Here is a 25,534-nt window from a genome sequence, read left to right on the forward strand (position 1 = left end):
TTGTGTGGGGGGGGTCGGGTCCGGGTGCGTTTTACTTGGGTTTTTTGGTGTGGGCGTGCGGACGCGCGTCCGCACGGACCCCTCTGCCGTTGCCGTCGTTCCGCGTGCCACGCGGACCGCCGAGGGGACGCCGCCGTGACCGATCTGGACCTCACACCCGGCCTGAGCCCCGGCCACCTCGGTGCGCCGGCGACCGAACCGGAGGGCCGCCCGCCGGGCGCGCCCGCCCCGCGCCCCGATGCGCCGGATCCACGCCGACGGCGCAACGGACTGGCCTGTCTGCTGACCGCGCTCTCGCTGATCGCCGTCTTCGGCGGGATCGGGCTGGCCGGGTTCAGCTGGATCCAGGGGCAGCGCAAGCCGCCGGCCGCCGCCGACTACGCGGGCAACGGGTCCGGCTCGGTGCAGGTGTCGGTGCCGGAGGGCGCCGGGCTCAGCCAGATCGCCTCGGCGCTGGTGCGCAACGGCGTGGTGGCCAGCTCGCTCGCCTTCACCCGGGCCGCCCGGGGCAGCGCGGCGGCGGCCGGGCGGATCCAGCCCGGCACCTACACGCTGCGGCTGAAGATGTCGGCGGCGGCGGCGCTCGCCGTGCTGATCGACCCGGCCAACGCCAACGGCCTGACCATCCCCGAGGGGTGGCGCGGCAGCCAGATCTACGCGGCGATCGACAAGAAGCTCCAGCTCCCGGCGGGCACCGCGGAGCGGACGGTCAAGGAACAGACCGCCGAGCTGGGCCTGCCGGAGAGCGCCAACGGCGTCCCCGAGGGCTACCTGTTCCCCGCGACGTACGCCGTCACCGACGACACCACCGCCGTCGACCTGCTGAAGCAGATGGTCGACCGGGCGGGCAAGGAGTACGCCCGGGACGACGCGGAGGTCGTGGCGACCAACCTCGGGCAGTCGCTGTACGGGCTGGTGACCATCGCCAGCATGGTGCAGGGGGAGGCCGACAACCCCGAGGACATGGCGAAGGTCGCGCGGGTGATCTACAACCGGCTGGCCAGGAACATGCCGCTGCAGCTGGACTCCACCATCAACTACGCGATGGGGCGCTCCACGCTGAACACCAGCGTCACCGACACCCGGCTCGACTCCCCGTACAACACCTACAAGCACGCGGGGCTGCCGCCGACGCCGATCTCCAACCCGGGGCGGCAGGCGATCATGGCGGCGGTGGATCCGGCGCCGGGGGACTGGCTCTACTTCGTGACCGTTAAGCCGGGGGACACCCGGTTCACCGACAGCTTCGAGGTGCAGCAGAAGAACGTCGCGGAGTTCAACGCCAACCGGGCCTCGCCGAGCGCCCCGGCGTCGGCGACCGGCTCGGCCTCGGCCTCCGCCTCCCCGCCCGCTCCGGCCTCGCCGGGGGCGCCGTAGCGGGCGGGCGGCGCCCCGACCGGCCACCTGACTGCGGTACGGTAGCGTCTCCGTCCGGGTGTTGCGCTAGCACGCCGGTTCGACAAGCAGCCGGGACGCCGTCCCGGGCGACCGGGCCGATCCTCCGGTCGTCTCCGTCGGTATAAGGGGATCAATGACCGATCTGGGTCGGGGCTACGGCCCCCAGGGCTCCGAGCCGTGGAATCCGGGAGACCCCGGGTACGGCGGTCAGCAGCCGGTCCCCGGCTCGCAGGACGGGCAGTGGCAGCAGCATCCCCAGCAGTCCCAGCAGCAGTACGGCGGTCAGCAGGGCTACCCCCAGCAGCAGATGTCGCAGCAGGGCATGGACCCGCAGGGCGTGAACCCGCAAGGTATGAACCAGCAGGGCATGGGCGGCCAGCAGCAGTACGGCGGTGAGCAGGGGTACCCGCAGCAGCAGATGCCGCAGCAGGGCTATCCGCAGCAGCAGCCGGGCTACCCGCAGCAGGGCGTGGGGGGCCAGCAGGGCTATCCCCAGCAGCAGTTGTCCCCGCAGCAGATGGCGCAGCAGGGCATGGGCGGCCAGCCGGGCACGGGTGGCCAGCAGGGCATGGGGCAGCAGCCGTTCGGCGGTCAGCAGCAGGGGTATCCGCAGCAGGGCACGCCGCAGCACGGTACGCCCCAGCACGGCGTCCCCCCGCAGGGCGTGCCGCAGCAGGCCGTACCGCAGCAGGGCGCCCCGGCGCGGCAGGAGCAGCAGCCGGCCGCCCCCGAGCAGCCCTCCGGCCCCGGTCCGGACGGCATCGACTGGGAGGCGGAGGCCGCCGCGCTGGAGGCCGGCGCCGACCCGGCCGCGCCCGCCGACGGCGGTGAGCACGCCGAGGCCGGGTGGGACGGTCACGAGGGTGAGTACGCCGAGGGTGAGTACGCCGAGGGCGAGTACCACGAGGACGGCGCGGACGGGGACGGGCACGGCGGCTTCCTCGGTGACGAGGACGACTCCCGCGAGGCGAAGAAGAAGCGCAAGGAGAAGGGCAAGAAGTCGGGCCGGCGCAACGGCGGCGCCTGCCTGGTGGTCGCCCTGGTGCTGCTCGGCGCCATGGGCGGCGCGGGCTGGTTCGGTTACGGCTTCTACAAGGACCACTTCGGTCCGGCGCCGGACTTCCCCGGCCCGGGCTCCGGCTCGGTCAACGTGGAGATCAAGCAGGGCGCGGCCGGCAGCCAGATGGGTGCGGCGCTGAAGCAGGCCGGCGTGGTGAAGAGCATCGACGCCTTCAACGCGGCGTGCGACAAGAACGTGAAGTGCTCCACCATCCAGCCGGGCGCCTACAGCATGCCGAAGGAGATGTCCGCCGAGGGAGCTGTGCAGTTCCTGGTGGACGCCAACGGCGGCGAGAAGCTGATCATCCGGGAGGGCCTGACCTCCATCGCCACCTACGGCCTGATCGACGACAGGCTGAAGCTGCCCAAGGGCACCACCGCGAACGTCGCCAAGGAGCAGATCAACAACCTCGGCCTGCCCGCGTACGCCAAGGGCAACATCGAGGGCTTCCTCTGGCCGACCCGCTACTCGATCACCGAGGGCATGAAGCCCGAGGACCTGCTCAAGCAGATGGTCAAGAACGCGGTGGACCGCTACGCGGGCCTGGACGCGGAGGCGTCGAAGATCGGCCTCAAGTCCGGCTACGAGGTGGTCATCGAGGCGAGCATCCTGCAGGCCGAGGGCAACAACAAGGACGACTTCGCCAAGATGGCCAAGACCATCCAGAACCGGCTGGCCGACAAGGGCAAGGTCAACGGCAAGCTGGGCATGGACACCACGCTGCAGTACGCGCTGGGAACCAAGAACCTGGAGAGGAGGGACATCAACGACGGTTCCAACCCGTACAACACCTACATCAACCCGGGCCTGCCGCCGGGACCGATCTCCAACCCGGGCGACGACGCGCTCAAGGCGACGCTGAACCCGGCGGACGGCAAGTGGCTGTACTTCATCGCGATGTCGCCGACCTCGACCCTGTTCGCGGAGACGGACACGGAGCACGCCAACAACGTCAAGGCGTACTGCACGGCGGCCGGCCAGAAGTTCGACCCGGTCGCGGTGCACTGCACCACCAGGTGACGACCGCCCCACCGGGGGCGCACGGAGAGAGAACACCAGCGTGACCAGCAAGCACCGCGCGGCCGTCCTCGGCTCGCCGATCGCCCACTCGCTCTCGCCCGCCCTGCACCGGGCCGCCTTCGCGGCGCTCGGCCTGGACGGCTGGTGCTACGACCGCTTCGAGGTGGACGAGGCCGCGCTGCCCGGCTTCGTCGCCGGGCTGGACGAGGCCGAGTGGGCGGGCTGCTCGCTCACCATGCCGCTCAAGCGGGCGGTCATTCCGCTGCTCGACGAGGTGAGCGCCACCGCCCGGTCGGTCGAGGCGGTGAACACCCTGGTGTTCACCGCCGACGGGCGCCGGGTCGGGCACAACACCGATGTGCCCGGGCTGGTCAACGCGCTGCGCGAGCGCGGCATCACCGAGGTGCCGTCCGCCGCGGTGCTCGGCGCCGGGGCCACCGCCTCCTCGGCGCTGGCCGCGCTGGCCCGGCTCGGGGCCCACGAGGTCACCGTCTACGTCCGCAGCCCCGAGCGGGCCCGGGAGATGGCGGAGCTGGGGGAGCGGCTGGGCGTGGCGGTGCGGACCGCCGACTGGGCGCGCGGCGCCGAGGCGCTGGCCCACCCGCTGACCGTGGCCACCACCCCGGCCGGCGCCACCGACGGCTTCACCGGCGACCTCACCGCCGAGCCGGGCGCGCTCTTCGACGTGCTGTACCACCCGTGGCCGACCAAGCTGGCCGGCGCGTGCGCCGAGCGCGGGGCGACCGTGCTGGGCGGGCTCGACCTGCTGGTGCACCAGGCGGTGCTGCAGAGCGAGCTCTTCACCGGGCGCGCCCCGGGGCCGCTGGCGGCGATCCGCGCCGCGGGCGAGGCCGCGCTCGCGGCGGGCTGAGGCGGCGCGGGGCGGCCGTCCGAAGCGGCCCGGGGGGCTGTCCGGGGCGGACTGGGCGGCGGGAGCGGTCGTGTCAGGGGCATGCCGGCCAGCCATTCCCGTCCGCCGGTCGGCCGAATGGTGTCCGGTGACCGGACTCCGCGGCCGGTCGGCCGGTCCGGCATGAAAGGATTCGGGGAGAAGGCACGCCCGGGCGGGTGGCGGCAGCGCCGCGCCGGTCCGCTGATGAAGGAGCTCCGTTGGGTACGTTGCGCTGGCTGACGGCGGGGGAGTCGCACGGCCCCGCACTCGTCGCGACGCTGGAGGGCCTGCCCGCCGGTGTACCGGTCACCACCGCCATGGTGGCCGACGCGCTGGCGCGCCGCCGGCTCGGCTATGGTCGCGGCGCACGGATGAAGTTCGAGCAGGACGAGGTGACCTTCCTCGGCGGTGTCCGGCACGGCCTCAGCATGGGCAGCCCGGTCGCCGTCATGGTGGGCAACACCGAGTGGCCGAAGTGGGAGCAGGTCATGTCGGCCGACCCGGTCGACCCCGAGGTGCTCGCCGGTCTCGCCCGCAACGAGGCGCTGACCCGTCCGCGCCCCGGCCACGCCGACCTGGCCGGCATGCAGAAGTACTCGATCGACGAGGCCCGCCCGATCCTGGAGCGCGCCAGCGCCCGGGAGACCGCGGCCCGCGTCGCGCTGGGCGCCGTCGCCCGCTCCTACCTCAAGGAGACCTGCGGCATCGAGATCGTCAGCCACGTGGTCGAGCTGGCCGCCGCCAAGGCCCCGGCCGGCGTGCTGCCGCTGCCCGCCGACGAGGCGAAGCTGGACGCCGACCCGGTGCGCTGCCTGGACGCCGACGCCTCGAAGGCGATGGTCGCCGAGATCGACCAGGCCCACAAGGACGGCGACACCCTCGGCGGCGTCGTCGAGGTGCTCGCCTACGGCGTCCCGGTCGGCCTCGGCTCGCACGTCCACTGGGACCGCCGGCTGGACGCCCGCCTCGCCGCCGCACTGATGGGCATCCAGGCGATCAAGGGCGTCGAGGTCGGCGACGGCTTCGAGCTGGCCCGCGTCCCCGGCTCGCAGGCGCACGACGAGATCGTGCCGACCCCCGAGGGCGCCCGGCGCGCCTCCGGCCGCTCCGGCGGCACCGAGGGCGGCCTGTCCACCGGCGAGCTGCTGCGGGTGCGCGCCGCGATGAAGCCGATCGCGACCGTCCCGCGCGCGCTGCGGACCCTGGACGTGCGCACCGGTGAGCCGGCCAAGGCGCACCACCAGCGCTCCGACGTCTGCGCGGTGCCGGCGGCCGGCATCGTCGCCGAGGCGATGGTCGCCCTGGTGCTCGCCGACGCGGTCAACGAGAAGTTCGGTGGCGACCACGTGTCGGAGACCCGGCGCAACGTCCGGAGCTACCTCGACCACCTGATCGTCCGATGACCTCACCGGCCGTTGTGCTGGTCGGCCCGCCCGGCAGTGGCAAGTCCACCGTCGGGCGGGTCCTCGCCGAGCGCCTCGGCGTCGGCTTCCGCGACACCGACGCGGACATCGAGGAGCAGGCCGGCAAGCCGATCCCCGACATCTTCGTCGACGACGGCGAGCCGCACTTCCGCGCCCTGGAGGCGGCCGCCGTGCGGACCGCCGCCTCGAGCCACCCCGGCGTGCTCGCGCTCGGCGGCGGCGCGGTGATGGCCGGGCCCACCCGTGAACTGCTGCGCCCCCTGCCGGTGGTGTTCCTGGAGGTGCCGCTCGCCGACGCGGTCAAGCGGGTCGGCCTGGACGCCCCCCGGCCGCTGCTGGCGGTCAACCCGCGGGCCCGCTGGCGCGAGCTCATGGAGGCCCGCCGCCCCCTCTACCTGGAGGTGGCCACCGCCGTCGTCGACACCGCCGGCCGCACCCCCGAGCAGGTCGCGGACGCCGTACTGGAAGCACTGGAGCTGAAGACCCCCCATGACTGACACCGACACCGTCAGGATTCACGTCGGCGGCAGCGCCGGCCACGACCCGTACGACGTGCTGATCGGGCACCAGCTGCTCGGCGAGCTGGCGCCGCTGATCGGGACCCGGGCCCGGCGGGTGGCGATCATCCACCCCGAGGCGCTGTCCGCCACCGCCGACGCGATCCGCGAGGACCTGGCCGGCGAGGGCTACGAGGCGATCGCCCTCCAGGTGCCCAACGCCGAGGAGGCGAAGAGCGCCGAGGTGGCCGCGTACTGCTGGTCGGTGCTCGGGCAGACCGGGTTCACCCGCACCGACGTGGTCCTCGGCCTCGGCGGCGGCGCCACCACCGACCTGGCCGGCTTCGTCGCCGCCACCTGGCTGCGCGGGGTCCGCTGGATCTCCATGCCCACCACGCTGCTCGGCATGGTCGACGCGGCGGTCGGCGGCAAGACCGGCATCAACATCGCCGAGGGCAAGAACATGGTCGGCGCCTTCCACCCCCCGGTGGGCGTGCTGGCCGACCTCGCGACCCTGGAGACCGTGCCCCGGCACGACTACGTCTCCGGCCTCGCCGAGGTGATCAAGTGCGGCTTCATCGCCGACCCGGTCATCCTCGACCTGATCGAGGCCGACCCGGAGGGCGCCAAGACCCCGGCCGGGCCGCACACCGTCGAGCTGATCCGGCGCGCCATCCAGGTCAAGGCGGACGTCGTCTCCGGTGACCTCAAGGAGTCCGGGCGCCGCGAGATCCTCAACTACGGCCACACCCTCGGCCACGCCATCGAGCGCAACGAGCGCTACAAGTGGCGGCACGGCGCGGCCATCTCGATCGGCATGGTGTTCGCCGCCGAACTCGGCCGCCTGGCCGGGCGGCTGGACGACGAGACCGCCGACCGGCACCGCACCGTGCTCGCCTCGGTCGGCCTGCCGCTCAGCTACCGCGCGGACGCCTGGCCCAAGCTGCTGGACGCCATGAAGATCGACAAGAAGTCGCGCGGCGACCTCATCCGCTTCATCGTGCTGGACGGCCTGGGCAAGACCTCCGTGCTGGAGGGCCCCGACCCGTCCCTGCTGGTGGCGGCCTACGCGGAGGTGTCCTCGTGAGCCGGGTGCTGGTGCTCAACGGCCCCAACCTCGGCCGGCTCGGCAGCCGCGAGCCCGACGTCTACGGCTCCACCTCGTACGCCGGGCTGGTCGAGCGCTGCACGGCGCTCGGCAAGGAGCTGGGCTTCGAGGTCGAGGTGCACGAGACCAACTCCGAGCAGACCATGGTCGAGTGGCTGCACGAGGCCGCCGACGGCCGGGTGCCGGTGGTGATCAACCCGGGCGCGTTCACCCACTACTCGTACGCGATGCGGGACGCCGCCGCGCAGCGCACGGCGCCGCTGATCGAGGTGCACATCTCCAACCCGTACGCCCGGGAGACCTTCCGGCACACCTCGGTGATCTCCGCGGTGGCCTCCGGCACGATCGCCGGGTTCGGGATCGGCTCGTACGAGCTCGCGCTGCGGGCGCTGGCCGACCAGCTCGGGTCGGGCTGACGGGGGCGTCGGCGCCCGGCGCGGTGCCCGGGCCGGTGCCCGGGGCGGTGACCAGCGGTGGTGCGGCGGCGGACTGTGTCCACCGCCGCACCGGCGTGTAGTGTCCCCGCTGAAGGAAGTCGGGAGGTGGCCGTGACGCAGTACACCGGGGGTGGGCCCGTCCCCCCGCGTCCCGTTGCTCCGCCGGTCCCGACGGCTCCTGCAGCTCCGGCGGCCCCGGCGTATCCTGCGCCCGCGCCCGCATCCGCGTCGTCCGGTCCGCCGACCGTTCCGGTGCCGGTCGTCCCACCGGTCGCGCCGGTTCCCGCACCTGTACCTGCACCCGCACCCGTGCCGGCCCCCGTTCCCGTGTCCGCGCCGGTGCCCGCCGGTTCCACCGGCCACTTCCTGCTGCCGTCCGGCGCGCCCGTCCAGCTGCCCGCCCGGCCGCCGCAACAGCACGCGGCCACCGGGCCGATCGCGGTGCTGCTGATCGGCCCGGCCGGCGCCGGCAAGACCACCGTCGCCCGCTACTGGGCCGAGCGGCGCCCCACCCCGACCGCGCACATCAGCCTCGACGACGTCCGCGAATGGGTGCAGTCCGGCTTCGCCAACCCGCAGTCCGGCTGGAACAACGCCTCCGAGGCGCAGTACCGGCTGGCCCGCCGCACCTGCGGCTTCGCCTGCCGCAACTACCTCGCCAACGGCATCTCCTGCATCATCGACGACGCCGTGTTCCCCGACCGCCCCGCCATCGGCCTCGGTGGCTGGAAGCGGCACATCGGGCCCGGCATGATCCCGGTGGTGCTGCTGCCCAGCCTGGACTCGGTGCTCGGCCGCAACGCCCGGCGCAGCGGCAACCGCCGGCTCGGCGACGAGGAGGTCGCCCGGATCCACGGCCGGATGGCCGGCTGGTACAACTCCGGCCTGCCGATCATCGACAACTCCCACCTCGACGTCGCCGCCACGGCCGCCGCACTCGACCGGGTGATCCTGGCCCGGCTGATGGGCATCCCGGTGCGCTGAGCGGCTCCGCGGGCCCGGCCGGCCCGGCCGGACTGTCGGTGCCGGCTGCGATGATGGACGGGTCCTGAACGAACCACCGGGGGGAGCCGCGCCCGTGCCGGAAGGCCACATCATCCACCGCCTCGCCGCCGAGAACGACCGTGCCTTCGGCGGCCGGCCGGTCCGCGCCAGCAGCCCGCAGGGCCGCTTCGCGGACGGCGCCAAGCTGATCGACGGACGGGAGCTGGTCGCGGCCGAGGCCACCGGCAAGCACCTCTTCCTCGGCTTCGGCGAGGACGCCTGGGTGCACGTCCACCTCGGCCTGTACGGCGGCTTCACCTTCGGCGCGACCGCCGACGGCCCGGTGCCCGAACCGGTCGGCCTGGTCCGGCTGCGCCTGGAGAACGACGAGCACTACGCCGACCTGCGCGGCCCCAACACCTGCGCGCTGATCACCGACGCCGAGAAGGCCGCCGTCGCCGCCCGCCTCGGCCCGGACCCGCTGCGCGCCGACGCCGACCCGGACGCCGCCTGGCGGCGGATAGCCGGCAGCCGGACGACCGTCGCCGCCCTGCTGATGGACCAGAAGGTGCTCGCCGGCGTCGGCAACGTCTACCGCGCCGAGGTGCTGTTCCGCCACGGCATCGACCCGCAACTGCCCGGCCGCGCCCTGCGCCGCGCCGAGTGGGACGCGGTCTGGGCCGACCTGGTCACCCTGATGCGCGAGGGCGTGGGCGCCGGCCGCATCGACACCGTCCGCCCCGAGCACACCCCCGAGGCGATGAACCGCCCGCCCCGCGTCGACGACCACGGCGGCGAGGTCTACGTCTACCGCCGCGCCGGTCAGCCCTGCCTGATCTGCGCCACCGACATCCGCACCGAACAGCACGCCTCCCGCAACCTCTTCTGGTGCCCCACCTGCCAGCCGCCCCACCCCGACAGCACCACCTGACGCGACCTCAACTCCGGTCGTAGGCTGGGCCCGACACTCGGACGGGGGTGGAGGGAGCGCCCGGATGACGGAAAGCCACCGGACGGTCAACACCGTGTCGGGCACGGTCCACGGCACGGTGATGCAGGCCGACACGATCGTCATGGCGGCGGGGATCGGCGTGCCACGGCAGATCCGCGGCCCGCGCCGGGCCTTCGTCAACCGTGAGAGCGAACTCGCCCGCCTGGAGGCCGTGCTGGGTCGGTTGGACGACGTCCGCCCGGCCGTTGTGGCCTTCACCGGCCTCGGCGGTGTCGGCAAGACCGAACTGATCGCCCAGTTCGCGGCCAGGTCCGCGGCGCGCTTCCCGGGCGGCCAGCTGTACGCCGACCTCGCCGCCCACCGGCGCCTCGACGGGGTGGACCTCGGCGAGGTGCTCGGTGGCTTCCTGCGCGGGTTCGGGCTCCCGTTCGTGCCGGAGGCACCGGCCGAACGGGCCGCGGCGTTCCGTTCCGTGACGGCGGCCGGGCGCGGGGTGCTGGTCTTCCTGGACAATGTCGAGCACGCCGGTGAGGTCCGGGCGCTGCTTCCCGCCACCGGACTGCTGGTGGCGGCGGGCCGACGGCGGCTGCCGGGGCTGGCGCTGGACGGCGCCGAGGTGATGCGCCTCGACCCGCTCTCGACCGGCGCCGGAAGCGAACTGGTCCGGGGCTGGCTGGGCCCCGACCGGGGGACGGACGCCGAACTGGCGCGGCTGGTCGAGCTCTGCGGCGGCCTGCCGCTGGCGCTGAACGCCGTGGGCTTCCGGCTGCTCGACCGTGAGGAACTCCGGGTGAGCCAGCTGCTGGCCGAACTGACCGACAAGGAGCACGGATTGTCATCCCTGAGCAACGAGGAGGGCGCGGTCGGGGACGTCCTCGACGCCGTCCACCGGCGGCTGCCCGAGCACACCCGTCAGTTCTACCGGCTGCTGGGTGTCAACCCCGGCCCGGTGGTTTCGGCCGAGCTGGCCGAAGCAGTGGGGGTGCCGCGGGTGGCGGACGGCCTGGCGGACCTCCGCTCGGCACACCTGCTGGACGACGTCGCGGAGGAGGGGCCGGAGCGCCGCTACCGCGCCCACGACCTGGTCCGGCTGCACGCGGCCGGCGTGGTCCACGAGTTCCCCGGCCGACTGGAGCTGCTGGCCCGGATCGTCGCCTACTACCGCGGCCGCGCGGCGCTGGCCGACCGCGCGATCGGCGACCGCTTTCGGCTCCAGGAGAGAGGCGAGGGGACGGCGCTGCCCGGGTTCGGATCGGGAACCGACGCGCTGGAGTGGCTGCAGAGCGAGCGGGCCAACCTGCTGGGGGCCGTCCGGGCCGCCGCCGAGCAGCGGTGGCACGGCGAGGTGTGGCGGCTGTGCGAGTCGCTCTGGCCGCTCTACCACGGGCGCAAGCACTACGGCGACTGGGTCGAGAGCCATCTGCTCGGCATCGAGGCGGCCCGGTCGGACGAGCGGCCGGACGCCGTGATCCGGATGCGCAACCAGCTCGGGCGCGCCTACTACGAGCGCGCCCAGTACCCACTCGCCGCCGAGCAGTTGGCGGCCGCGACGGCCCTGCTGCCGGAGGTGGACGACTCGCGGCTGGCCGGCGTGCTGTGGGAGACCGACGGCCTGCTCTGCCTGGCCGACGGGAGGTCGCAGCGGGCCGTGGAACTGTTCACGCTCGCCCGGCGGGCCAACGAGGGCGACCCGCACGGCGTGGTGGTGCAGAGTTACAACCTCGCCCAAGCCCTGGTGGCCGCCGGGCGGGCGGAGGAGGCGCTGGCCGTGCTCCGGGACGCCACCGCACTGGCCGGCCAGGAGGAGGACGCCCCGATGCTGATGCGCCTGCCGCTGGTCGAGGCCCTGGCCGAGCGGGCGCTGAACCGGCCCGAGGCGGCGGTCGGCGCGGCGGAGCGGAGCGCCGGGCGGGCCCGGGAACTGGGCCAGCCGAAGAAGGAGGAAGCCGCCCGGGCACTGCTCGTCGAGCTCGCGGACGACCTCGGCGACCCGGCCCTGGCCGACCGCAACCGCACCCGCCTACGGGAGCTGCGAGGCCACTGAACGGGCGGGCGGAGCGAGCCCGGGGGCCCGCACGGGAAGTCGGACGGGCCGACTTCCCGTGCGGGGCGGCAGGGCTGGTGCCGATGTGTGCCCGCAGGCCGGTGGCCGTGGCCCGCATCTGGTTCTCCCGCTCGCGGGGCACGAGCAACGCCGTCATGGAGAAGGTCTCCGGCGAGCGTTCGGAGTAGCCACGGTCGCCCGTCTCGTCCACGTACGCGATCAGACCGGGGCCCGATCCGCCGGACTCTCCGCCCTTGGTGGTACGGCCCGGGTGGGGGCGTTCGGCGGGCGGATCGGGGGGCGGGTTCGTAGGCTCGACGCATGGCTGATGCGTACGCGGGCCGCCGGGAGCGGTTGCGGGAGCACTGTGGTGCGTCCGGGGCCGACGCGGCGCTGATCACCAGGGCGGCGAACGTGCGGTACCTGACCGGGTGCCCGCCGTGCGGGGCGTCGCTGTTGCTGACGCGGGACCGGGTGCTGCTCGCGCTGCCGGACGACCTGCCGCCGGATGACACGGGGGAGCACCTGATCGCTCCCGCGGTGACCCGGGTGCCGGTGGCGGCCGGGGCGGACACCGCGCTGGCGGCGGCGTCCGCGGCGGCGCGGCTGGCGGTGGCGGGGCTGGCGGTGGAGGAGCACGATCTGACGGTCACCCGGCACCGGGCGGTGGCCGGGCTGGCCGAGGGGGTGCGGCTGGTGGACGTGGGCCAGGCGGTGGAGCGGTTGCGGGTGGTCAAGGACGAGCACGAGATCGCCGACCTGCGGATCGCCGCGGAGATCGCCGATCAGGCGCTCGGCGAGCTGCTGGAGTCGATCCTGGTCGGCCGCACCGAACGGCACCTGGCGATGGAGCTGGAGCGCCGGATGATCGACCACGGCGCGGACCGGGCGGCGTTCCCGGTCTCGGTCGGCACCGGGAGCCACTCCGGGCAGCCGGCGCACCAGCCGACCGACCGGCGGGTGGAGGAGGGCGACTTCCTAACGGTGGTGCTCGGTGCGCAGTACCGGGGCTACGGGGTGTCCACCGCCCGGACGTTCGTGATCGGGGCGGCCCCGGCGCCCTGGCAGGTCGAGCTGCACCGGCTGGTGTTCCGTGCCCAGCGGGCCGGGCGGGAGGCGCTCGGGCCGGGGGTCGAACAGTGCGTGCCCGACCGGGCCGCGCGGGAGATCCTCCGGGCCGCCGGGCACACCGAGGGCTCGCCGCACCCGGTCGGTCACGGCATCGGCCTGGAGATCCGGGAGGCCCCGCGCCTCGGTCCCACGGACATGGGTAAACTGGACAGCCGCGTACCGGTCACCGTCGGCCCGGGGGTCCACCTCCCGGGGCGGGGCGGCGTCCGGATCGAGGACACGCTCGTCGTGCGCCCCCTGGATGAGGGCGGGCCCGAGCTGCTCACCATCACCACCAAGGAGCTCCTCGCCCTGTGAGGCAGTTTGCGCACAGGACGCGACCCCCTTGGTTCCTTGACAGCTATATCCAGGAGTAAGTGCGCCCGTGGCTTCCACGAACGATCTCAAGAACGGCATGGTCCTCAAGCTGGAGGGCGGCAAGCTCTGGTCCGTCGTCGAGTTCCAGCACGTCAAGCCCGGCAAGGGCCCGGCCTTCGTGCGCACCAAGCTCAAGGAGGTTCTGACGGGCAAGGTCGTCGACAAGACCTTCAACGCGGGCACCAAGGTCGAGACCGCCAACGTCGACAAGCGCACCATGCAGTTCTCGTACAAGGACGGCGAGAACTTCGTGTTCATGGACATGGACACCTACGACCAGCTGGCGATCGAGCCGGCCGTCGTCGGCGACGCCGCCAAGTACCTGCTGGAGGGCTTCGACGCGCTCGTCGCCGTGAACGAGGGCGCGGTGCTGTACATCGAGCTCCCGGCCGCGGTCGAGCTCGTCATCTCCGAGACCGAGCCGGGCGTCCAGGGCGACCGTTCCACCGGTGGCACCAAGCCCGCGAAGCTGGAGACCGGCGCCGAGATCCAGGTGCCGCTCTTCATCACCACCGGCGAGAAGGTCAAGGTCGACACCCGCGACGGCAGCTACCTCGGCCGGGTGAAGTAAGTCCGTGTCGTCCGCACGTACCAAGGCCCGCACGCGAGCCTTCCAGATCCTGTTCGAGGCCGATCACCGCGGGGTCGACCCGCTGACGGTCCTCGCCGACTGGGTGGCCCGGGCCCGGGAGCCCAAGCCGGACGAGGGCACCCCGCAGGTCGGCGAGTACACCATGGAGCTGGTCGAGGGCTATGTCCAGCACGCCCGCCGGATCGACGAGCTGATCTCGCAGTACGCGGTCGGCTGGACGCTCGACCGGATGCCGATCGCGGACCGCAACGTCCTGCGGCTCGGCGCGTACGAGCTGATCTGGGAGGACCGTGTCCCCGACGCGGTCGTCGTGGACGAGGCCGTGGAGATCGCCAAGGAGTACTCCACCGACGACTCCCCGGCGTTCGTCAACGGCCTGCTGGCCCGCTTCATGGAGCTGAAGCCCAGCATCCGCCGCTGACCCCGCGCGCACCGCGCCGACGGCCGCCGGACCCGAGACGGTCCGGCGGCCGTCGTGCGTCTTCACCCGGGCGGCGTATGGTGGTGCCTACTCGCCAGTAACCTGGTGCGCCGGTGGCCCGCGCCCTCGGCGACCCCCGCAGCGAAGGGCAGGCCACCCCCATGACCACGGTGATCCGCAGCGAGTTCGACCAGGGCATCGCCCTCACGCCGCACCCGGACGAGGCCGGCCGGTACGACGGCGAACTCGGCGCCGGCTGGCAGATCGGCGGCGGTGTCAACGGCGGACTGCTGCTGGCCGTGGCCGGCCACGCGCTCTCGCTGGCGCACACCGCACGCCCGGAGAGCGCCGGCCACGCCGACCCGGTCTCGATCAGCGGCTACTACCTCTCCGCGGCCGTCCCCGGCCCGGCCACCGTGCGCACCGAGGTGATCCGCACCGGCCGCTCGCTGTCCACCGGCACCGCCGCGCTCAGCCAGGACGGCGTGGAGCGGCTGCGGGTGGTCGCCAGCCACGGCGACCTCGGCGTCCACGACGGCGAGGTGCGCACCAGCGCCGTCCCGCCGCAGCTGCCGCCGCCGGACCAGTGCATCGGCGTCGAGCACGCGCCCAAGGACCTGCTCACCCAGGCCGCGCTGCTGGAGCGGTTCGACATGCGGCTGGACCCGGCCACCGTCGGCTGGGCGCTCGGGCAGCCCTCCGGCACCGGCCGGATCCAGGGCTGGTTCCGGCTCGCCGACGGCCGCAGCCCCGACCCGCTGCTGCTCCTGCTCGCCGCCGACGCGCTGCCGCCGGTCACCTTCGACCTGGGCATGCCGGGTTGGGCGCCGACCGTCGAGCTGACCGTGCACCTGCGCGCCAAGCCCGCGCCGGGCTGGCTGCGGCTCGTCCACGCCACCCGGAACGTGGCGGGCGGGTACTTCGAGGAGGACGCCGAGGTGTGGGACGAGACCGGACGCCTGGTCGCCCAGTCCCGTCAGCTGGCCCGCCTGCCGCGCTAGTCGCCCATCGGGCGCGCCGGGCAGGTGGCCGGGCGGGTCGGGGGGTGTGAGCGGGCGTGCACGCCGAGTGACGGGTGCGCCGCGCGTGGGGCGGGTGCGCGGGGCGCGGGCGGCGGGCCGCACAACCGTGCGTGACTCCAAACATCTGCTTCACCCTCGGTTACAGTCCTGTGACACGTCGTACGTGTGCGCCACGCGGGGCGGGGGAGGACAAGGTCGGCGGTACCACCCGCCGCCGCCCCGCCCCGCCCGCCCCGTCCGAGGAGCCCCGATGAGCCGCAACGGCCGCGCCCGCCGCACCCCCGACTGCACCGCCTCGGGTTCCCGCCCCCGGCTCCGCTCGCGGGCCGCCGCCGACCGCGACGGGGCCTGCGAGCGGCAGCGTGCCGAGGGCGCCGGCCAGGCCTTCGTGATCGGCGTGCTCACCAGCCCCGCGGACTTCGAACGGGCCCGCGCCTGGGGGCTGTCCGACGCGGCCGACCACGAGCAGTACCTCGCCGAGACCGCCGAGCTGCTCGCCGACGCCCGGCGCCGCTTCGACACCGTCCGGGCCCGGATGTTCCACCCGCAGGACTTCGCCGAGTTCTGCCTGCTGCACGGCCTCGACCCGGCCGAGCCGGCCGCCCGCGACCGCTACCTGGTCAACCCGCCGCTGCGCACCCAACTGCTCGCCTACCAGGGCGAGGAGCTGGTCGGCGACTTCGTCCCCCGGCTGGTCCGGGCCCGCGAGAACGGCCTGACCCTGCGCCACGCCGACCTGCTGCTCGACGGCCGGCTCTGCGGGGAGCGCGACGACGCCGTGCGCGGCGCCTACGAGCGGGGCGCCGAGGTGTTCCGCCGGATGCTGCTCGGCGCCGGCAGCGGGGTCTACGAGCTGCGCCTGTCGGTGGAGGCGCCCGGCGGGCGGCTGGCCGCGGCCGCCCGGGTGCTCCAGTGGGAGGACGGCGTCGTCCGGATCAACGACGAGGACCTCGAACTGCTCTGCGCGGTGCTCTGCGCCGGACTGGCCCGCGAGCTGCCCGGCCTCGCGGTGCTGCACGGCGCCCAGGGGTCGGCGGCGGCCTGCGGGGAGTACCGGCCGACGGCCTGGGCCTGGGCCAGCGAGGGCCGGGTCTGGGCGCCCGCCGAGGGGCCGGTGCGGCTGGACGGGGTGGCCGCCGAGCCGGGGTACCGGCTGGAGACGGTCTGCTGAGCGTCCCGGAGGGCGGTCCTGGAGAGCGCCGCGGCGCGGCACCCCTCGCGGGGGCCGCGCCGTGACGTTTCTGCTGGTGTCGGCTCTGCCAGGAGTCCGCCGTCGACAGTCCACGGTCGGGAGCACGCCGTCGGTGGTCCGCCGTCGGTGGTCCGCCGCCCCCGCGGGCGGGAACCGGCGGGGAGGGCCGACGGGAGCCGGTACGGCGAGCCTCAGCTCGCCTCCTCCTCGCGCACCGCGCGGCGCGCGTCGGGGTTGAGCACGCCCCAGGAGATCAGCTGCTCGGTGAGGATCGACGGCGACTGGTCGTAGATCACGGCCAGGGTGCGCAGGTCGTCCTGGCGGATCGACAGCACCTTGCCGTTGTAGTCGCCGCGCTGGCTCTGGATGGTCGCCGCGTAGCGCTGCAGCGGGCCGGCCTTCTCGGACGGGACCTGGGTCAGTCTCTCCAGGTCCAGGACCAGGCGCGGCGGCGGCTCGGCCGCGCCGCCGGGGGTACCGCCGGGCAGCAGCTCCTGCACCGGGACCCCGTAGAACTCGGCCAGTTCGGCCAGCCGCTGCACGGTGACCGCACGGTCGCCGCGCTCGTACGAGCCGACGACGACCGCCTTCCAGCGCCCCTGGGACTTCTCCTCGACACCGTGCAGGGAGAGCCCCTGCTGAGTGCGGATGGCTCGGAGCTTGCCTCCGAGCTGCTTCGCGTAGTCGCTGGACATTGATCTCCCCGGACGAGATTGCTTCGCGTTCAGTGGTGGGTCACGGGCGATGTGCCGACGCCGCTACCGGTGGGTTCGACGTCCGTCTCGTAACTCACTGTGAGGTTACGTAGAGTGAGGTAGTTGCGTCAAGCCGAATGGGGCAGTCGTGCGAATGGGCCGCATCACCGGTGCGTCCGGCGCGTGAACCGCAGGGAGCGGAATGATGGCCGTCGGTTGGCCACAAATGACGCTGTAGGATGACCGGAGCCCGCGCCGCAGTCAGGCCGGGCGTCCCAGACATCCTTTAAGGCCCGTCCAGTGAGGCGGGGAAGGAGGTCCGCTTCGGCATGACCGCACACCAGGAAACCACGCCGCGGCCGCCGCACCAGGTGCTGGACGGCACGGACATCGCCCGGGTCATCACCCGGATAGCGCACGAGATCGTCGAGCGCGCCAAGGGCGCCGAGGACGTCGTGCTGCTCGGCATCCACACCAGGGGCGTCCACCTCGCCCGCCGGCTGCACGCCCGGCTCGCCCAGATCACCGGCCGCGACATCCCGCTCGGAACCCTGGACATCACCATGTACCGGGACGATCTGCGGCTGAAGCCGGCCCGCGCGCTGGAGCACACCGAGATCCCGCCCGGCGGCATCGACGGCCGGCTCGTCGTCCTCGTCGACGACGTGCTCTTCTCCGGCCGCACCATCCGCGCCGCGCTGGACGCCCTCAACGACATCGGCCGCCCCCGCGCCGTCCAGCTCGCCGTCCTCGTCGACCGGGGCCACCGCGAGCTGCCCATCCGCGCCGACTACGTGGGCAAGAACCTCCCCACCTCGCTGCGCGAAGCCGTCCAGGTGCGCCTGGCCGACCGCGACGGCGTCGACGCCGTGCTCGTCGGCGACCGCGATTTCGCGGCGCGCTCCTCCCAGGCCCTGGCCGCCCAGTCCACCGAACCGCACCTCCCGGAGTAACCCGCGTGAAGCGCCACCTCGTGTCCGCAGCCGATCTCAGCCGCGACGACGCGCTGCTCATCCTGGACACCGCCGAGGAACTCGCCCAGCTCTCGGGCCGGGCCGTCAAGAAGCTCCCCACCCTGCGCGGCCGGACCGTCGTCAACCTGTTCTTCGAGGACTCCACCCGGACCAAGACCTCCTTCGAGGTCGCCGAGAAGCGGCTCTCCGCCGACGTCATCAACTTCTCCGCCAAGGGCTCCTCGGTCTCCAAGGGCGAGAGCCTCAAGGACACCGCCCTCACCCTGCAGGCGATGGGCGCCGACGCCGTCGTCATCCGCCACCACGCCTCCGGCGCGCCGGCCCGCCTGGCGCAGTCCGACTGGCTGCACGGCAGCGTCATCAACGCCGGTGACGGCACCCACGAGCACCCCACCCAGGCGCTGCTCGACGCCTTCACCATGCGCCGCCACCTCAACCCGGGCGCCGGCAACGACCTCGCCGGCCGGCGGGTGACCATCGTCGGCGACATCCTGCACAGCCGGGTGGCCCGCTCCAACGTCCACCTGCTCACCACGCTCGGCGCCCAGGTCACCTTCGTCGCCCCGCCGACCCTGCTGCCGATCGGCATCGAGAACTGGCCCTGCGAGGTCAGCTACGACCTGGAGCGGGTGCTCCCCAAGACCGACGCGCTGATGATGCTCCGGGTGCAGCGCGAGCGGATGAACGCCGCGTTCTTCCCCACCGAGCGCGAGTACTCCCGCCGCTACGGCCTGGACGGCGTCCGGATGGCCCAGCTGCCCGAGCACGGCATCGTCCTGCACCCCGGCCCGATGGTCCGCGGCATGGAGATCACCGCCGAGGTGGCCGACTCCCCGCGCTGCACCGTGGTCGAGCAGGTCGCCAACGGCGTCTCCATCCGGATGGCCGTGCTCTACCTGCTGCTCGGCGGAGCCACCCTCACCGACACCCCCCGCACCGATTCCGTGGAGACCGTTCAGTGACCACCTACCTGATCCGCAACGCCCAGATCCTCGGCGGGGCCCCGCAGGACCTCCACCTCGCCGACGGTGTGATCCGGGCGATCGGCACCGACCTGGTCGCCGAGGCCGACATCGAGATCGACGCCACCGGCCTGATCGTGCTGCCCGGCCTGGTCGACCTGCACACCCACCTGCGCGAGCCGGGCCGGGAGGACGCCGAGACCGTCCTCACCGGCACCCGGGCGGCGGCCAAGGGCGGCTTCACCGCCGTCCACGCCATGGCCAACACCTTCCCGGTGGCCGACACCGCCGGCGTGGTCGAGCAGGTCTGGCGCCTCGGCCAGGAGTCCGGCTACTGCGACGTGCAGCCGGTCGGCGCCGTCACCGTCGGCCTGGAGGGCAAGAAGCTCGCCGAGCTCGGCGCCATGCACGACTCCGCGGCCGGCGTGCGGGTCTTCTCGGACGACGGCAAGTGCGTCGACGACGCGGTGATCATGCGCCGCGCCCTGGAGTACGTGAAGGCCTTCGACGGCGTCGTCGCCCAGCACGCCCAGGAGCCGCGGCTCACCGAGGGCGCCCAGATGAACGAGGGCCAGGTCTCCGGCGAGCTGGGCCTGGGCGGCTGGCCGGCCGTCGCCGAGGAGGCGATCATCGCCCGCGACGTGCTGCTGGCCGCGCACGTCGGCTCCCGGCTGCACGTCTGCCACCTCTCCACCGCCGGCTCGGTCGAGATCGTCCGCTGGGCCAAGAGCAAGGGCTGGGACGTCACCGCCGAGGTCACCCCGCACCACCTGCTGCTGACCGACGAGCTGGTCCGCTCCTACGACCCGGTCTACAAGGTCAACCCGCCGCTGCGCACCGCCGAGGACGTCCAGGCGCTGCGCAAGGCGCTGGCCGACGGCACCATCGACGCCGTCGCCACCGACCACGCGCCGCACCCGGCCGAGGACAAGGACTGCGAGTGGGCCGTGGCCGCGATGGGCATGGTCGGCCTGGAGACCGCGCTGTCCGTGGTGCAGCAGACCATGGTGGAGACCGGCCTGCTGAACTGGGAGGGCGTCGCGGACCGGATGTCGCACCGCCCGGCCCGGATCGGCCGGCTCGCCGGGCAGGGCCGCCCGGTCTCGGTGGGTGAGCCCGCCAACCTGGTGCTGTTCGATCCCGCGTACCGTGGTGCCGTGAACCCCGACAGCTTCGCCAGCCGCTCCCGCAACACCCCCTACAAGGGTCTCGACCTGCCCGGACGGGTGCACGCCACCTTCCTGCGCGGCACCGCCACCGTGCTGGCCGGCGAACTGGTCGAGCAGGGCGGGCTCGCGTGAGCTCCGTGGCCCTGCTGGCCCAGGAGCAGGCCAGGGTCACCAACTGGCCCGGCTACCTCGGCTGGACGGTCGGCCTGCTGCTGGTCATCGGCCTGGTCTACTGGCTGATGCGCCAGGGCTGGAACTGGCGGCGCACCCTGCAGTCCGGCATCCCCCCGCTGCCGGCCGTGCCGGAACGGGCCGGGCGGACCATCCTGGAGACCAGCGGCCGGTACCACGGCACCACCACCGCGGGGAACTGGCTGGACCGGGTCGTCGCGCACGGCCTGGGCACCCGCAGCCGCGCCGACCTGACCCTCGGCGAGCACGGCCTGCTGGTGCGGCGCCCCGGTGACGTCGACTTCTGGATCCCCGCCGAGCACCTGACCGGTGCGCGGACGGACTCCGGGATCGCCGGCAAGGTCGTCCCCTCCGGGATCCTGGTCGTCACCTGGACGCACGAGGGGACCGAGCTGGACTCCGGGTTCCGGGCCGACCACCCCGATGAGCACACCGGCTGGGTCGAGGCGATCACCCAGCTCACAGCAACACGTACGACGACGAAGAAGACGGAAGAGGCCGCGTCATGACCGCACCTGCCCCCACCACGCAGCGCCAACGGCGGGAGCGCGTCCCTGCCGTGCTCGTCCTGGAGGACGGCCGGACCTTCCGCGGCCAGGCCTACGGCGCGACCGGCGAGACCTACGGCGAGGCGGTCTTCAACACCGGCATGTCCGGTTACCAGGAGACCCTGACCGACCCGTCGTACCACCGCCAGGTGGTCGTGATGACCGCCCCGCAGATCGGCAACACCGGCTGGAACGACGAGGACGACGAGTCCAAGCAGATCTGGGTCGCCGGGTACGTCGTCCGCGACCCCGCCCGGGTCGCCTCCAACTGGCGCTCGCTGCGCTCGCTGGACGAGGAGCTGGCCGCCCAGGGCGTCGTCGGCATCAGCGGCATCGACACCCGGGCGCTCACCCGCCACCTGCGCGAGCGCGGCGCCATGCGCTGCGGCATCTTCTCCGGCCAGACGCTGGCCGAGCCGGCCGCGCTGCTCGCCAAGGTGCAGTCCTCGCCCGAGATGAAGGGCGCCGACCTGTGCGCCGAGGTCGCCACCACCGAGCCGTACGTGGTGCCGGCGATCGGTGAGAAGAAGTTCACCGTCGCCGCCCTGGACCTCGGCATCAAGGCGATGACCCCGCAGCGGATGGCCGAGCGCGGCATCGAGGTGCACGTGCTGCCGGCCAACGCCACCCTGGAGGACGTCTACGCCGTCCAGCCCGACGGCGTGTTCTTCTCCAACGGCCCGGGCGACCCGGCCACCGCCGACCACCAGGTCGCCGTGGCGCAGGGCGTGCTGGAGCGCAAGACCCCGTTCTTCGGGATCTGCTTCGGCAACCAGATCCTCGGCCGGGCGCTGGGCTTCGGCACCTACAAGCTCAAGTACGGCCACCGCGGCATCAACCAGCCGGTCCAGGACCGCACCACCGGCAAGGTCGAGGTCACCGCGCACAACCACGGCTTCGCCGTGAACGCACCGCTGGACAAGGTGAGCGACACCCCGTACGGGCGGGTCGAGGTCTCCCACGTCTGCCTCAACGACGACGTGGTCGAGGGCCTCCAGGCGCTCGACGTGCCCGCCTTCAGCGTGCAGTACCACCCCGAAGCAGCTGCCGGCCCGCACGACGCGGCCTACCTCTTCGACCGTTTCGTGAAGCTCATGGAGGGCCAGCGTGCCTAAGCGCACTGACATCAAGTCCGTCCTGGTGATCGGCTCCGGTCCGATCGTGATCGGCCAGGCCGCCGAGTTCGACTACTCGGGCACGCAGGCGTGTCGGGTCCTGAAGGCCGAGGGCCTGCGGGTCGTGCTGGTGAACTCGAACCCGGCGACGATCATGACCGACCCCGAGGTCGCGGACGCCACCTACGTGGAGCCGATCACCCCGGAGTTCGTCGAGAAGATCATCGCCAAGGAGCGGCCGGACGCGCTGCTGCCGACGCTGGGTGGCCAGACCGCGCTGAACACCGCGATCTCGCTGCACGCGGCGGGGACGCTGGAGAAGTACGGCGTCGAGCTGATCGGCGCCGACGTCGAGGCGATCAACAAGGGCGAGGACCGCGAGCTGTTCAAGGGCGTCGTGGAGGCGGTGAACGCGAAGATCGGCCACGGCGAGTCCGCGCGTTCGGTGATCTGCCACACCATGGACGAGGTCCTGGCCGGGGTCGACACCCTGGGCGGTTACCCCGTCGTCGTGCGCCCCTCGTTCACGATGGGCGGCGCCGGCTCCGGCTTCGCGCACGACGAGGAGGACCTGCGCCGCATCGCCGGTCAGGGCCTGACGCTCTCCCCGACCACCGAGGTGCTCCTGGAGGAGTCCATCCTCGGCTGGAAGGAGTACGAGCTGGAGCTGATGCGCGACAAGAACGACAACGTCGTGGTCGTCTGCTCGATCGAGAACTTCGACCCGATGGGCGTGCACACCGGTGACTCGATCACCGTCGCTCCGGCGATGACGCTCACCGACCGCGAGTACCAGATCCTGCGGGACATCGGCATCGCGGTGATCCGTGAGGTCGGTGTGGACACCGGCGGCTGCAACATCCAGTTCGCGGTGAACCCGGAGGACGGGCGGGTCATCGTCATCGAGATGAACCCGCGCGTGTCGCGTTCCTCGGCACTGGCGTCGAAGGCGACCGGCTTCCCGATCGCGAAGATCGCGGCGAAGCTGGCCGTCGGCTACACCCTGGACGAGATCCCCAACGACATCACCGAGCAGACCCCGGCGTCGTTCGAGCCGACCCTCGACTACGTGGTGGTCAAGGTCCCGCGGTTCGCGTTCGAGAAGTTCCCGTCCGCGGACGCCACGCTGACCACCACCATGAAGTCGGTGGGTGAGGCGATGGCGCTGGGCCGCAACTTCCCCGAGGCGCTGCAGAAGGCGCTGCGTTCGCTGGAGAAGAAGGGCTCGCAGTTCTCGTGGGCCGGTCCGGTGGGTGACAGGGGCGAGCTGCTGGCGAAGGCGGTCGTGCCGACCGACGGGCGGATCAACACGGTGATGGAGGCGATCCGCGCGGGCGCCACCCCCGCCGAGGTGTTCGAGGCCACGAAGATCGATCCGTGGTTCGTGGACCAGCTGTTCCTGCTCGACGAGATCGCGGGCGAGCTGGCCGAGGCCGACAAGCTCACCCCGGAGCTGCTGCGCCACGCGAAGCGGCACGGCTTCTCCGACCAGCAGGTCGGTGAGATCCGGGGCCTCAGGCCGGACGTGGTGCGGGAGGTGCGGCACGCGCTGGGCATCCGCCCGGTCTTCAAGACCGTCGACACCTGCGCGGCCGAGTTCGCCGCCCGCACCCCGTACTTCTACTCCTCCTACGACGAGGAGAACGAGGTCGCCCCGCGCACCAAGCCCGCGGTGATCATCCTCGGCTCCGGCCCGAACCGCATCGGCCAGGGCATCGAGTTCGACTACTCGTGCGTGCACGCCTCCTTCGCGCTCGCCGAGGCCGGGTACGAGACCGTCATGGTCAACTGCAACCCGGAGACGGTCTCCACCGACTACGACACCTCCGACCGGCTGTACTTCGAGCCGCTCACGCTGGAGGACGTGCTGGAGATCGTCCACGCGGAGCGGCAGGCCGGTCCGCTGGCGGGCGTGATCGTGCAGCTGGGCGGCCAGACCCCGCTGGGCCTGGCCCAGGCGCTGAAGGACAACGGGGTGCCGGTCGTCGGCACCCAGCCCGAGGCCATCGACCTCGCCGAGGAGCGCGGCGCCTTCGGCCGGGTGCTGCGCGAGGCGGGCCTGCCGGCCCCCAAGCACGGCACCGCGTTCTCCTTCGCCGAGGCCAAGGCCATCGCCGACGAGATCGGCTACCCGGTGCTGGCCCGCCCCTCCTACGTGCTGGGCGGGCGGGGCATGGAGATCGTCTACGACGAGGCGTCGCTGGCCTCCTACCTGGAGCGCCACGCCGGCCTGATCTCCGAGCACCCCGTCCTGATCGACCGCTTCCTCGACGACGCGGTGGAGATCGACGTCGACGCGCTCTACGACGGCACCGAGCTCTACCTCGGCGGCGTCATGGAGCACATCGAGGAGGCCGGCATCCACTCCGGCGACTCCGCCTGCGCGCTGCCCCCGATCACCCTCGGCGGCTACGACATCAAGCGGCTGCGCACCTCCACCGAGGCCATCGCCCGCGGTGTCGGCGTGCGCGGTCTGATCAACATCCAGTTCGCGTTGTCCGGTGACATCCTCTACGTGCTGGAGGCGAACCCGCGGGCCTCGCGCACCGTGCCGTTCACCTCCAAGGCGACGGCGGTGCCGCTGGCCAAGGCCGCGGCCCGGATCTCGCTGGGTGCCACGATCACGGAGCTGCGTGCGGAGGGCATGCTGCCGGCGGACGGTGACGGCGGCACGCTGCCGGCCGACGCGCCGATCGCGGTCAAGGAGGCCGTGATGCCGTGGAGCCGCTTCCGCGACGTCCACGGCCGCGGGGTGGACACCGTGCTGGGCCCGGAGATGCGCTCCACCGGCGAGGTCATGGGCCTGGACCGGGTCTTCGGCACCGCCTACGCCAAGTCCCAGACCGGCGCGTACGGCGCGCTGCCGACCAAGGGCAAGGTCTTCGTCTCGGTCGCCAACCGCGACAAGCGCAACCTGGTCTTCCCGGCCCGGGCGCTGGTCAACCTCGGCTTCGAGCTGCTGGCCACCGCCGGCACCGCCGAGGTCCTGCAGCGCGGCGGCATCCCGGCCACCGTGGTGCGCAAGCACAGCGAGGGCGAGGGCCCCAACGGCGAGAAGACCATCGTCCAGCTGATCCACGACGGCGAGGTCGACCTCATCATCAACACGCCGTACGGCACCGGTGGCCGTCTCGACGGCTACGAGATCCGCACCGCCGCCGTCGCCCGCGCGGTGCCCTGCCTGACCACGGTCCAGGCCATGGGCGCCGCCGTCCAGGGCATCGACCGGCTGCTGCGCGACGAGGTCGGTGTCATGTCGCTCCAGGAGCACGCCGAGCTGATCAACGCCGGCCGCGCCAAGTAGCACCACTCCAGTGGGGGGCACCAGTACCGCCGGGTGCCCCCCAC

The 25,534-nt window shown here is 73.0% G+C and carries 22 protein-coding genes; 21 read left to right on the top strand and 1 reads right to left on the bottom strand.

The window, feature by feature from the left end; all coding sequences use genetic code 11:
• The first annotated feature begins 135 nt into the window (after nt 1-135).
• From mltG (ACFVUH_RS15605) to ACFVUH_RS15675, 15 genes are all read left to right on the top strand, one after another.
• Entirely contained in the window at nt 136-1,377 is a 1,242-nt protein-coding gene (mltG, locus tag ACFVUH_RS15605; RefSeq protein ID WP_355376256.1) for an endolytic transglycosylase MltG, read from the top strand.
• 154 nt (nt 1,378-1,531) lie between these two features.
• A complete protein-coding gene (gene mltG / locus ACFVUH_RS15610) occupies nt 1,532-3,478 on the top strand; it encodes an endolytic transglycosylase MltG (RefSeq protein WP_387913645.1) in 1,947 nt (648 codons plus the stop codon).
• A 40-nt stretch (nt 3,479-3,518) separates the two neighbouring features.
• Nucleotides 3,519-4,349 carry a shikimate dehydrogenase gene (locus ACFVUH_RS15615; RefSeq protein ID WP_387913647.1) on the top strand — a complete coding sequence of 277 codons (831 nt, stop codon included), beginning with the start codon at nt 3,519-3,521 and terminating at the stop codon, nt 4,347-4,349.
• Nucleotides 4,350-4,588: 239 nt separating this feature from the next.
• The gene (aroC, locus tag ACFVUH_RS15620; protein ID WP_387913649.1) at nt 4,589-5,773 is read left to right on the top strand and encodes a chorismate synthase; all 1,185 of its coding nucleotides are present in this window, start codon (nt 4,589-4,591) and stop codon (nt 5,771-5,773) included.
• Nucleotides 5,770-6,291, top strand: a complete 522-nt coding sequence (locus ACFVUH_RS15625; protein ID WP_387913651.1) for a shikimate kinase — start codon at nt 5,770-5,772, stop codon at nt 6,289-6,291. Before aroC ends, ACFVUH_RS15625 begins: the two co-directional genes overlap by 4 nt.
• Nucleotides 6,284-7,378 (top strand): 3-dehydroquinate synthase, encoded by a 1,095-nt coding sequence (gene aroB / locus ACFVUH_RS15630; RefSeq protein ID WP_387913653.1) that lies wholly within the window; start codon nt 6,284-6,286, stop codon nt 7,376-7,378. Before ACFVUH_RS15625 ends, aroB begins: the two co-directional genes overlap by 8 nt.
• A complete protein-coding gene (gene aroQ / locus ACFVUH_RS15635; protein ID WP_387913654.1) occupies nt 7,375-7,815 on the top strand; it encodes a type II 3-dehydroquinate dehydratase in 441 nt (146 codons plus the stop codon). The genes aroB and aroQ overlap by 4 nt, the downstream gene beginning before the upstream one ends.
• Before the next feature lie 360 nt (nt 7,816-8,175).
• Nucleotides 8,176-8,820: an AAA family ATPase gene (locus ACFVUH_RS15640; protein ID WP_387913656.1), complete on the top strand. Its 645-nt coding sequence runs from the start codon at nt 8,176-8,178 to the stop codon at nt 8,818-8,820.
• 94 nt (nt 8,821-8,914) lie between these two features.
• Entirely contained in the window at nt 8,915-9,751 is an 837-nt protein-coding gene (locus tag ACFVUH_RS15645; RefSeq protein ID WP_387913658.1) for an Fpg/Nei family DNA glycosylase, read from the top strand.
• A gap of 64 nt (nt 9,752-9,815) precedes the next feature.
• Nucleotides 9,816-11,816: a hypothetical protein gene (locus tag ACFVUH_RS15650; RefSeq protein WP_387913660.1), complete on the top strand. Its 2,001-nt coding sequence runs from the start codon at nt 9,816-9,818 to the stop codon at nt 11,814-11,816.
• 321 nt (nt 11,817-12,137) lie between these two features.
• Complete coding sequence (locus tag ACFVUH_RS15655; protein ID WP_355375567.1) at nt 12,138-13,244, top strand: aminopeptidase P family protein; 1,107 nt, start codon at nt 12,138-12,140, stop codon at nt 13,242-13,244.
• A gap of 67 nt (nt 13,245-13,311) precedes the next feature.
• Nucleotides 13,312-13,875: an elongation factor P gene (efp, locus tag ACFVUH_RS15660; RefSeq protein WP_355375564.1), complete on the top strand. Its 564-nt coding sequence runs from the start codon at nt 13,312-13,314 to the stop codon at nt 13,873-13,875.
• 4 nt (nt 13,876-13,879) lie between these two features.
• On the top strand, nt 13,880-14,317 hold the full coding sequence (nusB, locus tag ACFVUH_RS15665) for a transcription antitermination factor NusB (RefSeq protein ID WP_355375561.1): 438 nt from the start codon (nt 13,880-13,882) through the stop codon (nt 14,315-14,317).
• A 161-nt stretch (nt 14,318-14,478) separates the two neighbouring features.
• Entirely contained in the window at nt 14,479-15,318 is an 840-nt protein-coding gene (locus ACFVUH_RS15670; protein WP_355375558.1) for a thioesterase family protein, read from the top strand.
• 271 nt (nt 15,319-15,589) lie between these two features.
• On the top strand, nt 15,590-16,510 hold the full coding sequence (locus tag ACFVUH_RS15675) for a hypothetical protein (RefSeq protein ID WP_387913663.1): 921 nt from the start codon (nt 15,590-15,592) through the stop codon (nt 16,508-16,510).
• A 212-nt stretch (nt 16,511-16,722) separates the two neighbouring features.
• On the opposite strand, the gene ACFVUH_RS15680 is transcribed toward ACFVUH_RS15675, so the two are convergent.
• The gene (locus tag ACFVUH_RS15680) at nt 16,723-17,226 is read right to left on the bottom strand and encodes a transcriptional regulator (protein ID WP_031072501.1); all 504 of its coding nucleotides are present in this window, start codon (nt 17,224-17,226) and stop codon (nt 16,723-16,725) included.
• Nucleotides 17,227-17,555: 329 nt separating this feature from the next.
• On the opposite strand from ACFVUH_RS15680, the gene pyrR reads away from it, so the two are divergent.
• The 6 genes from pyrR to carB are packed head-to-tail and all read left to right on the top strand — an operon-like array spanning nt 17,556 to nt 25,490.
• Nucleotides 17,556-18,179, top strand: a complete 624-nt coding sequence (pyrR, locus tag ACFVUH_RS15685; protein WP_355375552.1) for a bifunctional pyr operon transcriptional regulator/uracil phosphoribosyltransferase PyrR — start codon at nt 17,556-17,558, stop codon at nt 18,177-18,179.
• Nucleotides 18,180-18,184: 5 nt separating this feature from the next.
• Nucleotides 18,185-19,162 (top strand): aspartate carbamoyltransferase catalytic subunit, encoded by a 978-nt coding sequence (locus ACFVUH_RS15690; RefSeq protein WP_355375550.1) that lies wholly within the window; start codon nt 18,185-18,187, stop codon nt 19,160-19,162.
• Nucleotides 19,159-20,463 carry a dihydroorotase gene (locus ACFVUH_RS15695; RefSeq protein WP_387913666.1) on the top strand — a complete coding sequence of 435 codons (1,305 nt, stop codon included), beginning with the start codon at nt 19,159-19,161 and terminating at the stop codon, nt 20,461-20,463. Before ACFVUH_RS15690 ends, ACFVUH_RS15695 begins: the two co-directional genes overlap by 4 nt.
• Nucleotides 20,460-21,032, top strand: a complete 573-nt coding sequence (locus tag ACFVUH_RS15700) for a hypothetical protein (RefSeq protein ID WP_355375545.1) — start codon at nt 20,460-20,462, stop codon at nt 21,030-21,032. The genes ACFVUH_RS15695 and ACFVUH_RS15700 overlap by 4 nt, the downstream gene beginning before the upstream one ends.
• Complete coding sequence (carA, locus tag ACFVUH_RS15705) at nt 21,029-22,186, top strand: glutamine-hydrolyzing carbamoyl-phosphate synthase small subunit (protein WP_387913668.1); 1,158 nt, start codon at nt 21,029-21,031, stop codon at nt 22,184-22,186. The genes ACFVUH_RS15700 and carA overlap by 4 nt, the downstream gene beginning before the upstream one ends.
• Nucleotides 22,179-25,490 (top strand): carbamoyl-phosphate synthase large subunit, encoded by a 3,312-nt coding sequence (gene carB, locus ACFVUH_RS15710; RefSeq protein ID WP_387913670.1) that lies wholly within the window; start codon nt 22,179-22,181, stop codon nt 25,488-25,490. The genes carA and carB overlap by 8 nt, the downstream gene beginning before the upstream one ends.
• The last annotated feature ends 44 nt before the right edge of the window (nt 25,491-25,534 follow it).

The sequence above is a fragment of the Kitasatospora sp. NPDC058032 genome (genome assembly GCF_042885845.1).
In the GTDB taxonomy this organism is placed as follows: Bacteria; Actinomycetota; Actinomycetes; order Streptomycetales; family Streptomycetaceae; genus Kitasatospora.